The organism is Streptomyces sp. NPDC058375, assembly GCF_042723425.1.
Lineage (GTDB): Bacteria > Actinomycetota > Actinomycetes > Streptomycetales > Streptomycetaceae > Streptomyces > Streptomyces durocortorensis.
In genome coordinates, this window is sequence record NZ_JBHXJG010000256.1 from 1 (window position 1) to 9,988 (window position 9,988).

8 protein-coding genes are annotated in these 9,988 nt (G+C 73.7%); 2 read left to right on the forward strand and 6 right to left on the reverse strand.

Annotation, left to right across the window (positions count from 1 at the left end):
* Positions 1–49: 49 nt before the first annotated feature.
* The 5 genes from ACFWM7_RS29435 to ACFWM7_RS29455 all read right to left on the reverse strand — a co-directional run bounded on the left by ACFWM7_RS29435 (position 50) and on the right by ACFWM7_RS29455 (position 7,352).
* Entirely contained in the window at positions 50–1,135 is a 1,086-nt protein-coding gene (locus ACFWM7_RS29435; RefSeq protein ID WP_383266205.1) for an acyltransferase, read from the reverse strand.
* Between the two features lie 5 nt (positions 1,136–1,140).
* Positions 1,141–3,525: a polysaccharide pyruvyl transferase family protein gene (locus tag ACFWM7_RS29440; RefSeq protein ID WP_383266208.1), complete on the reverse strand. Its 2,385-nt coding sequence runs from the start codon at positions 3,523–3,525 to the stop codon at positions 1,141–1,143.
* A complete protein-coding gene (locus tag ACFWM7_RS29445) occupies positions 3,522–4,856 on the reverse strand; it encodes a hypothetical protein (RefSeq protein WP_383266211.1) in 1,335 nt (444 codons plus the stop codon). The genes ACFWM7_RS29440 and ACFWM7_RS29445 overlap by 4 nt, the downstream gene beginning before the upstream one ends.
* 66 nt (positions 4,857–4,922) lie before the next feature.
* Positions 4,923–6,374 (reverse strand): polysialyltransferase family glycosyltransferase, encoded by a 1,452-nt coding sequence (locus ACFWM7_RS29450; RefSeq protein WP_383266213.1) that lies wholly within the window; start codon positions 6,372–6,374, stop codon positions 4,923–4,925.
* A 3-nt stretch (positions 6,375–6,377) separates the two neighbouring features.
* Positions 6,378–7,352, reverse strand: coding sequence for a glycosyltransferase family 2 protein (locus ACFWM7_RS29455; RefSeq protein WP_383266216.1), 975 nt, complete (start codon positions 7,350–7,352; stop codon positions 6,378–6,380).
* A 179-nt stretch (positions 7,353–7,531) separates the two neighbouring features.
* Here ACFWM7_RS29455 and ACFWM7_RS29460 point away from each other — a divergent pair, with 179 nt between their 5' ends.
* A complete protein-coding gene (locus tag ACFWM7_RS29460) occupies positions 7,532–7,993 on the forward strand; it encodes a MarR family winged helix-turn-helix transcriptional regulator (protein ID WP_383266219.1) in 462 nt (153 codons plus the stop codon).
* 18 nt (positions 7,994–8,011) lie between these two features.
* Here ACFWM7_RS29460 and leuE read toward each other — a convergent pair whose 3' ends face one another.
* Entirely contained in the window at positions 8,012–8,713 is a 702-nt protein-coding gene (leuE, locus tag ACFWM7_RS29465; protein ID WP_383266222.1) for a leucine efflux protein LeuE, read from the reverse strand.
* A gap of 242 nt (positions 8,714–8,955) precedes the next feature.
* On the opposite strand from leuE, the gene ACFWM7_RS29470 reads away from it, so the two are divergent.
* Positions 8,956–9,939, forward strand: a complete 984-nt coding sequence (locus ACFWM7_RS29470; RefSeq protein ID WP_383266225.1) for a peptidoglycan-binding protein — start codon at positions 8,956–8,958, stop codon at positions 9,937–9,939.
* Positions 9,940–9,988 lie beyond the last annotated feature (49 nt).

Here is a 9,988-nt window from a genome sequence, read left to right on the forward strand (position 1 = left end):
GGCCGGGTCCGCGGGCCCGGACCGCACGGGCCCCCGGGGGGCGTGAGGCTCAGCCCAGCACCTTGCTCGCCCCCGCCCGGCCCCACAGCAGGGCCGCGCCGAACGACAGGGCCGTCGTCGCCGCCGTCACCCCGACCACGAGCGCCACGGCGGCCGGGCCGCCGAGGTCCGCCCGGACGAAGGCGTCGGCGAGGACGCCCAGCACGAGGACGTGCACCAGGTAGGCCCCGAACGACGCCTCGGACAGCCGGGCCAGCGTGGGGCGCATCCGCTCCGGGACGCGTACGCCGTGCAGGGAGACCAGGACACCGCAGCTGAACAGGGCCACCAGGATGTGCGCGTACGGGATCGCGTAGTGCACCTCGTGCTGGTACGCGGTCACCCCGGCGAGTCCGGCCGCCGCGAGCAGCAGCCAGGGCCACCGCCGCCGGCCGTACGTACCGGCGGGGGCGGCGAGCAGCAGCGCCCCGAGCACCGCGTAGATCAGCTGGTACGGAGCGAACGTCCAGCCGAAGCGCGGCAGTTCGCGGTCGACGGCCTCGGCCAGATCGCCGAGGAGCGACGGGGCGGCCGCCAGGACCAGCAGTACCACGCCGAGGCCCCACGGCCGCTTGCCCGCCCGGACCAGGACGACCAGGCCCAGGACCATGATCACGGGGAGGTAGGCGTACAGGTACCAGAGGTGGTAGGCGGGGCGGACCGAGGCGAACACGGAGTCCAGGGCGAGTTGGCGGAGCGGGTCTTCGTTGGTGTCGCGCAGCTTGCCCCAGGCGAGGTAGAGCGCGGTCCAGACGGCGAGGGGCACGACGATCCGCACGATGCGCCGCCGCAGCCGTGCGCCGTCCTTCGGCGGGGCTCCGACCAGGACCACCCAGCCCGCGATGGCGAAGAAGAGCGGCACGGCGAACCGCCCGACGGAGTCGGCGGTCAGCCCGGCCCCGTACGTGCCGGGCCCCTGCGACGCCGTACGCCCCACCGTGTTCACGAACGCCGATCCGGCGTGGAGGCCGATCACGCCGACCGAGCAGAGCAGCCGGATCAGGTCGATGTCGTAGCGGTGCTCGCGGACGGGACGAGGGACCTCGGGGAACGACGGGGCAGGAGCGGGGGCGGAGGCGGGGGGCGTGGTGGACATGGTCCTCAGGGGGTGGGCGGTGCGGTACGAAGGGACGGGGCGGCGCGATCCTCGTCGGCGGCGGACCGGGGCGCGGGGACCACTTGGCCGGCGCCCTGGTCCGGATCGCCGAACGGGTCGGGCAGTCCGGTGAGTTCACGTAGCACCGCGAGGTTCTCCCGGGTCACCGACCACAGCATCTGCTGCCGGTCGTGGACGTCGGCCACCGCCGCCGGGTGGTCGGCCAGCACGGCGAGAGCCCGCTCCGCGAGCCGGACGCCGAGGGCCCGTTCGTGGACGGAGACGCCCCAGTCGGGCCGGTCGATGTCGGCGAGGAAGTAGGCCAGCTTGGGGTGCGAGACCAGGCTGATGACGGGGGTGCCGCAGCCGAAGGGGATCATCCCGGCGTGCCCGCGCATCCCGATCACCAGCCGGGTCCGCCGGTAGAGGTCCCGAATGGCGTCGTTGGAGAGCAGGTACAACGGTTCCACGGGGAGGGTGAGGCCGTGTTCCCGGCGCAGATCGTCGACGAAGCGTTCGTCGGCGGGCATGTGCGCGGCGTAACGGACCTGCGCCGAGGCGGAGATGGCCCGGATCGCCGCGGCCATCTCCGCGAGGAAGTGCCCGTAGTCGTGGCCGAAGCGGAGCCCGGCCCGGTCGTAGGCGCAGTTGATGAGGACGGTGTCCTCGCGTACGGCCGGTTCGGCGAGGCGGGGGTCGAGGTGGCGGGCGACCGTGGTGGGGCAGGGCTGGTAGCGCACCTTGTCGCGGAGGGAGTCGGGCAGTAGCTCCCGGACCCGGGCGACGGAGCCGTGGTTGCGCAGCCCGAAGAACGCGGACCGCTCGACCAGGGCCCGCAGGGAGGCCGCGAACCGCTCGCGGCGGTAGCGCTGGCCGTCGAAGACGTTGTAGCCGACGGCGAAGACGGCCAGGGGCGCGGTGATCCGGGCGAGTACGTCGTCGGGGATGTTCCACTGCCAGCCGCTGTTGCCGTTGGGCGCGGTGTCGGGGAGGAAGAGCCCGCCGCCGCCGACGATCACCGCCCGCCGGGCGTTGAGGCGTTCGAGGCCGGCCTCGTCGACCAGCAGGTGCGCGTGCTGCTGGTGCCAGCGGTCGGGGCCGGTGTCGGCGGTGAAGCAGCTGCGGACCGCCTCGGGCAGCACCTTGTCGCCCGCGTTCTCGTCCCCGTCCGCGAACAGGGCGACGTGGGCGAGCTGTTCACTGGGCGGGGTGCCTGTCGGGGTGGCGCCTGCCGCGACCATCTCGGACGTACGGGCGTACCAGGCACGGCAGTTGGCGTCGGTCGGGTCGGATTCGAGACCGTTGAGCGCGTACGACCGGGCGTCCTCGGTGCGGCCCAGCAGCCAGGCCAGGCGGGCGAGTTGGCCGAAGGCTCGGGGCGCAAAGTCCGATGAGGCGGTGGCCAGGAGGAGGTGCGTCTCGGCCTCCTCGTACCGCGACAGCGCCATCAGGCAGACGCCGAGCGTCTCGTGGCAGCGCGGCAGGTCGGGGCGGCCCGCGACGGCCTCGCTGAGCAGGGCGACGGCCTCGTCGTGACGACCGCGCCCCCGATGGATCTCGGCGAGCTGCCGGACCAGGTCGACCGGCGGCCGGGGCCCGTCGGGGAACGGGAGCGCGAGGTGCAGCAGCAGGTCGGGGTGTTTCGCGCCGGGGAGGGCGAGGTAGGCGGCGCGGAACGCCTCGTCGTCCAGGTCGTGGCGCGCCCGGACGGAGTGGGCGGGGCCGGAACAGCTCGTATGCGCATCGGCGAAGTTCAGAACGACGACGCCCTCGGGGACCGGTAGGTCGTCGCGGAGCCGCAGCGCCCGGAAGTCGTACCGGGAGTCCAGGGGTACGAGGAGGCTCTCCGGGATGTCCCGCGCGGCGGCGGGCGGTACGGGATGGCCGAGGTCCTGGCGCTGGATCACCAGGAGCCCGTCGTCGGGGATGCCGCCACGCGGGTCCGGGGCACCGTCCGGACCGGGGCGCGGCACGGCGGCCACGCCCGTACGGAGTTGCAGCAGGGCGTCGAGCCGGCCGAGGACGACCAGGGCGGGGGTGAGGGCGAGCACGGTGTCGTACCCGTCGAGGCCGAACACGTCCTGGGGCCCGCCTGCCGTGCGCGGGATCAGCCGGGGGTGCAGTCGGCGGGCGGCGTCGAAGGCAGCGTCCGGCAGGCCGGGGTGCAGGACGACGACGTCCTCGCAGAGGTCCGGGTTGCTCAGGGCGAGGCTGCGCAGGAGGGCGTGGAGCCCGGGCAGTTGGCCCGCGTCGGCGACGTACACCGCGAAAGCGATCCGCCGCTTCCCGGTGACGGCGCGGCGGTCGTCGGCGGAGGCGGATCCCGCCACGGGAGCGGAGACGGAACCGGGAGCGGAGGCCGAACCGGGGATGGAGCCGTTCGTCGTCATCTGAGAGTGATCCTCACTGCGGTGGCGTCCGTGGTCCCGGTCCGCGATCCGATCCACTCCCGCTCACACGGGGACAGAGCCGCCGGTCCTTCGAACCCGATGAGGTCCACCCGGGCGGGGGTGCCCAGGAAGTCGAGGAGCCGCAGCACGGTGTACGCGGTGCTCGGGTGCCCGTCCCCGTCCGCCGTCCCCCCGAGCAGCGCCGGATCGTGCAGCGGGCGGCGCAGCGTCGCGTCGCCGATGCGGTCCTGCGCGCCGGGGACGAGCCGGCTGCGCAGGGCGAGCCGCCAGTGCGGGAGCGGGTCGCCGAAGACCAGCCGGGCGGCTGCCCGCCGGTCCCACCGGGCGCCCTTCCACGGGGCGTCGCCGAGCAGGGTGACGGCGTGCAGGTCGGTTCGGGCGGTGGGGGCGGCGTGGCGTACGGCGTCGCAGCGCACGACGAGGTCGTAGCCCTCGATCAGAGCGGCCAGCGAACTGCCGGGCCGCTGCTCCTGCTCGGCGGTACGGGGCGTGTCGGCGACCACGCACACCGTCCGGCCCGCGACGAGCCGGCGCAGACCGGGTACGCCGATGGGCTCGGCCCCGCCGAGCAGCGGGTCGGCCATCGGGTCGCGGTCCGAGAGACGGCGGTGCTCGGCGTAGAGCGCGGCGAGCCGGCGTACGGCCGGGTCGGCGGCCCCGCGTTGGGCGGTGCGGAGCCGGACGAGCTCGGTGAAGGCGGCGCGGGCCTCGGCGGCGGGCAGGTGGCGGGAGAGGCGGATGCCCTCTGAGCCGTTCTCGCTCCCCTCCCCCGCGAACAGCGCCAGCGCCTCGTCGATGCGGTCGCCCGCGGCGCGGAGGGTGGCGATCCGGCGTTCGACGTCGCGCGAGGCGGCGGGGTTCTGCTGGAGCCCGAGGTGGCGTTCGTACGCGGTGATCGCCTCCTCGCCCCGGCCGAGCGCGTCCAGGGCGCTGCCGCGCAGCCGCCAGGCGCCCTTCGAGCGGGCGCGCAGGGCGATCGCCTCGTCGGCGAGGGCCAGGGCGAGGCGGGCCTCGGCGTCGCCGCCGCTGTCGAGGGCCTGCTGTCCGGTCCGCAGCAGCGCGTCGAACGCGTCGGCTCCAGGGGTGGAGCACGCGGTGGTCAGGGCGCCGATCGACGCGATGAGCCGGGTGCGGCGGGCGTCGGTGAGGGGGCCGGAGGCGGCGAGCGCGGCGAGGTGGTCACCGCAGAGCCGCAGGGCGGCCAGGAGCGCCGGGTCCGGTCCGCCGCCGGGGCGTTCCCGGGTCGGCGTCCCCGGCCGTCCCGCTATCGCACGTACTGACGTGAGCAGCCCGGTGAGGGTCTGGCCCATGCTCGTTCCGCCGTTCTGTGAGTCGGACGCCGGCACCGGGGTCCGTGCCCCGGTCCCGGCCCCGGGTCAGAGGCCCAGGGTGCTGCGGGTGCGCCGTACGGTGCGGCGCAGCCGGACCGCCGCGCCCCGGGGGCCGCCGCCGGGCAGGGTGAGGCTCTGCAGGCGGCGGCGCTTGAAGTAGTGCTGGGTGGTGGGGTCCAGGTGCTCCCGCAGCCAGGCTTCGGCGTCGGGGCGCAGCCCGGGGTTGAGCTTGGCCTGCATGCAGTAGCCGACGGTCCGCACCAGCGGGGCGAGGGTGTCGGGCGCGGTGCGCGGCAGGCGGGGGACGGCACCGGGGCCCTGTGCGTCCGGGGCGTCCTGCGTGACCGGGCCGTCTGGGCACTGCGAGCCGTCCAGGGCGCCCGGGCCTCCCAGGGCGTCCAGGTCGGGGACCAGGTGGTCGGTGATCGTCAGCGGGACGCGGTTGCTGTTCTCGTACGGGGTGATCCGGTCGAGGACCAGCCGGGTGCCGACGCGGGCGACGGGGATGCCGTAGTACGCGGCGGCGGTGAACATCGCGGTGGAGAAGCAGCCGACGACGAGGGTGGGCGCGCACCGCTCGTACAGCGTCTCGGCGAGCAGCGGGCTGTCCAGCGTGGTGAGTTGTACGCCGAGTTCGGCGGCGGCCTCGTCCAGGGCGCGGGAGTAGCGGGCCGGGGCGGTGGGGTGCGGCTTGAAGAGGATCGAGGTGTGCCCGGCGCGGGCGGCTCCGCGCAGCATCCGGATGTGCAGGTCCTCTTCCTCCTCGGGGGTGAGGATGGTGAGGGCGGCGAGGTACTGGCCGAGCAGCATCGCGGTGGGGGCGGCGGCCTCGGCGGCGGCGAGGCCCTTGTCGCCCTCGGCGGCTGCGGCGATCTCGGAGAGGACGGCGCGGAAGGCGTCGTCGGGGACGAGTTCGGGTTCGACGCCGGCCTCGGCGAGGAGGAGCGGGCGCAGTCCGGTGACCAGGTCGAGGTGGAGGACGCGGCGGATGCGGCAGGCGATGGACTGGGGCATCCGGTTGCGGGTGGGCCCGTAGCTCATCAGGCCGTCGGCGTAGACGTGGACGGCGCTCTCGGAGAAGATCGCGGCCAGCGCGCGGGCCGGGTTGACCTGGATGGACTCGACGGCGAGGTCGACGGGGGCCTCGGGGTCGATGTCCCAGGCGAGGCGGAAGGCCCGCTGCCACAGGACGGTCTCCTCGGAGCGGGGGCCCCAGCCGCTGGGGTGGTGCGGGCTGATGGCCTCGTTCCAGTCGACGACGGCGTCGAAGCGGGCGGCGAGGGAGCCGTAACCGCGCATCTCCTCCAGGCGCAGGGCGGTCTCGGGGACGGCCGCGTTGTTGGAGACCAGCAGGATGCGGTGGCTGTCGGTGGCCCGGCCGAACTGTCCGGCGTCGAGCGCGGCGGCGAGGGTGGCCGCGCCGTACAGGGTGGAGACCTGGAAGATCTGGGTGCGCGCGGGCAGGGGTGCGGGCGTGGCTGCGGGTGTGGCGGTCATCGGTCAGGCGGCCTTCTGCTTGGTCTGCTTGGTGCGCAGACGGCTGAGCAGCGTGCCGCGCTTGTCGTCGATCATCGTCAGGGTGCGGTCGAGCACGTCCTGCGGCATCCGGCCCAGCGCGGCGGTGGACTCGGCGCGCAGCCGGCGGGCGGTGGCGGGCTCGTAGTCGTCGACCTTCTCGTTGTGGAAGGCGATCATCGCGCAGTAGGTACGGACGGCCTTCGGCAGCAGGGTGTCCGCGTCCCGGTCGGCACGCAGGGTGTCGAGCAGCGTGTCGTAGGAGGCGAAGAAGTCGAGCTGCCGGGCGTCCTTGATCTGGGTCAGGGAGGTGGTGACCCCGCGCCGGTAGAAGATGCCGTAAAGAGCGAGCGCCGCGTAGGTGCGGGCGCGCAGATGGAGCTGCCAGATCCACAGCCGGTCCTCGGCGGTGCGCAGTTCGGTGGCGAAGCGCTGGGCGCCGTCCGCGAAGAGCCGCCGGTGGTAGATCCCGGCCCAGACGAACGGGTAGTCGACCATGGTCTCGCGCTCGGGCGCCCCGATCCCGTCACGGGGGTCGAGCACGGTGTCCCGGAGCGGGGCGGGGGCGCGCCGCACGACGCGGGTGGTGCCGGTGGACTGCACGTGGTCGGTGCGGGCGAAGTCGCAGTCGAGGTCCTCGGCGGCGCGCACCAGGCGGCCCAGATGGCCGGGGGCGTACCAGTCGTCGCCGTCGAGGAAGGTGAGGTAGTCGCCCTCGGCGGCGTCGATGCCGCTGTTCCGGGCGGCCGCGATGCCGACGTTCGTACCGTGTCTGATCACCCGGGCGCGCGGCAGCCGCTCGGCCCAGTGGTCGACGATGTCCTGCGTGCCGTCGGTGGACGCGTCATCGACCAGCAGGAACTCGATGTCCGGGTCCGCGTTGCGGGCCAGGCTGCCCAGCGTGGTCGGGGCGTAGGCCGCGACATTGTGGAGCGGTACGACAACGGACAGTTTCGGCACCAGTGCCCTCGCCTTCGATCATGGTCCCGACAACGTAGTGAGACGGCGGAAGGATCGGGTGACGCCTGCCACGACAGCGGGTGAACTCTGCGCGTCCGCCGGATGACCGAGTACGGGGGGTTCCCCGGCGAAAGGAGGGGCTTGACCTCAACTCAACTTGAGGTTCTACGTTCTGAGTCATGGACTACACACACGACGACGCGGGCCTCGCCCGCCAGCCGATCGGTTACTGGAGTTGGGCCGCGCACGAGGCGACGGTCACCCACATCAGGTCGGCGCTGGCCGAGAACGGACTCACGCAGCCCCCTTGGTGGGTGCTCAACCAACTGGACGGGGCGGACGAGGAGGGACGGAGCCGGGCCGAGCTGGTCGCCATGCTCAGCGGCTACCTCGACACGGGGGCCGACGGCATGGAGGAGGCCGTGGAGGGCCTCCTCGAACGAGGGCTGATCACCGAGGACGCCGGAGCCCGGCTGCGGATGACCCCCGAGGGGCGGGCGCTGCGCGAGAAGGCGTACGCCCGGGTCTCGCGGGCGAGCGCGGAGATCCACGAGGGGATCGCCGATGAGGAGTTCGTCGCCGCGCTGAAGGTGCTCCAGCGGATGATCCACAACGTCGGGGGAAAGGCCTGGCACCACTGAGGGACGGCGTGCCGCCCCTCAGGCCTGAACGCTGCTGAGCGAGAGCTTCGCGGCGAACCCGAGGAACAGGACACCCGCCGCCGAAGTCGCCCCCGCCGACAGCCGCTTGCGTCGGCGGAAGACGGCGGCCAGCCGGGTGCCGCCGAAGATCAGCACCGAGAGGTACGCGAAGCTGGCGAGCTGGAGCAGGATGCCCAGCACCAGGAACGACAGCGCCGGGTAGGCGTAGCCCGGGTCGACGAACTGGACGAAGAAGGAGATCAGGAACAGGATCGCCTTCGGGTTGATCAGGCTGACCACGAGCGCCCGGCGGTAGGGCCGCTCCACGGGGCCCTCCGCCGCTCCGTAGCCCTCGGCCGCCCCGGCCGCCCCTTCCGCCTCGACCGTCTCCACGAGCTCGGCGGTACGCCGGTGCCGCTCGCGCCACAGGGTCACGGCGGCCCGGAGCATCCCGATGGCCATCCAGGTCAGATAGCCCGCGCCCGCGTACTTGACGATCGCGAAGAGCAGAGGCGTGGTCGTGAGCAGGGACGCGGCGCCCAGCGCGGAGAGCGTCATCAGGACGGTGTCCCCGGTCCAGACGCCCGCGGCGGCCTTGTAGCCGGTACGTACGCCGCGTCGGGCGGCGACGGAGAGCACGTAGAGCGAGTTCGGCCCCGGCAGAAGGACGATCAGCGCCAGGCCGGCGAGATAGGTCGGAAGATCGGTGACACCCAGCATGAACGGAGTCTCGCACGCCGGTACGGGTCGCCGTCCAGGAGGTTTCACCAGGCGATATGGACCGTGGGATGCCGAGGGACGATGGGCCGGACCCGACGGCCAGGACCCGGCCGTGATCCACCGGGCGTCACCTCCGGGGGTCTGGACGCGCAGCCACCGCCCGGCGGAGGATTCGCTGACCGGGCCGGACGGGAATCCGTACAGAAGGCGCCGGGCCGACGGGTGAACCAGGGGGACGGAACATGGTGGGCACGGACAGCGGGTGGGACGGCCGGGGCGGAAGAGACACGCGCGGGAAGTGTCCGGCCGACGCGATACCGGGCCGTCGCGTCGTCGCCGTTTCCCTCGTCGCGCTGGCCGCCCTCGCGACGGGGTGCGAGCCCGGGACCGCCGAGGGGGCGCAGGACGCACCGCCGCCGGTGCGGGCCACACAGGCCGCCTCCCCCACGCGCACCGCCCCCGCAACCGCGACCGAGGACGCGAAGCCGCGTACCGCACCACCGCCCCGCCCCTCGGCGTCCACCGCCACGCCGGCCCCGGCCCCGACGGCCTCCCGGCCCGCCCCCGAGCCCAGCACCGCGACACCACCGCCTCCGAGGGTCCTGATGCGGACCGGAACCGAGAGTGACCGCGTACGCGAACTCCAGGCCCGGCTCCGCCAGATCGGCCACTTCGGGCGCAACCCCACCGGCTACTACGGCTCCGTCACCGCCGACGCCGTACGGTCCTTCCAGGCCAGACGCAGCCTGCCGGTCACCGGCTCGACCGACGAGGTCACCTGGAAGCGGCTGCTGGCAATGACCCGGTCGCCGAGGGCGGTCGAACTGCGCCCGCCGACCGAGCGCCCGGTGGCCGCGCCGGACGACCGGTGCCTGAAGGGCCGGGTCCTGTGCATCAGCAAGGAGAGCCGGACCCTGGCCTGGATGATCGACGGCAAGGTCGTCTCGGCGATGGACGTGCGCTTCGGCTCGGAGTACACGCCGACCCGCGAGGGCGTGTTCGAGGTGTTCTGGAAGTCCCGGGACCATGTGTCGACGCTCTACGACACCCCGATGCCGTACGCCCTGTTCTTCAGCGGCGGCCAAGCGGTGCACTACTCCGCCGACTTCGCGGCCAACGGCTACGGCGGCGCGTCGCACGGCTGCGTCAACGTACGGGACAGGAAGAAGGTCGCGGCCCTGTTCGACCAGGTGAGGAACGGCGACAAGGTCGTCGTCTACTGGTGAGCCCGGCGCACGGCCGGCGGGGGTGAGAAGAGAGGGCGCGGGCGGGACC

Coding starts and splice junctions, on each gene's coding strand:
- ACFWM7_RS29440 (WP_383266208.1), bottom strand. CDS start 3,525: ATGACGACGAACGGCTCCATCCCCGGTTCGGCCTCCGCTCCCGGTTCC.
- ACFWM7_RS29445 (WP_383266211.1), bottom strand. CDS start 4,856: ATGGGCCAGACCCTCACCGGGCTGCTCACGTCAGTACGTGCGATAGCG.
- ACFWM7_RS29460 (WP_383266219.1), top strand. CDS start 7,532: ATGGACTACACACACGACGACGCGGGCCTCGCCCGCCAGCCGATCGGT.
- ACFWM7_RS29450 (WP_383266213.1), bottom strand. CDS start 6,374: ATGACCGCCACACCCGCAGCCACGCCCGCACCCCTGCCCGCGCGCACC.
- leuE (WP_383266222.1), bottom strand. CDS start 8,713: ATGCTGGGTGTCACCGATCTTCCGACCTATCTCGCCGGCCTGGCGCTG.
- ACFWM7_RS29470 (WP_383266225.1), top strand. CDS start 8,956: ATGGTGGGCACGGACAGCGGGTGGGACGGCCGGGGCGGAAGAGACACG.
- ACFWM7_RS29435 (WP_383266205.1), bottom strand. CDS start 1,135: ATGTCCACCACGCCCCCCGCCTCCGCCCCCGCTCCTGCCCCGTCGTTC.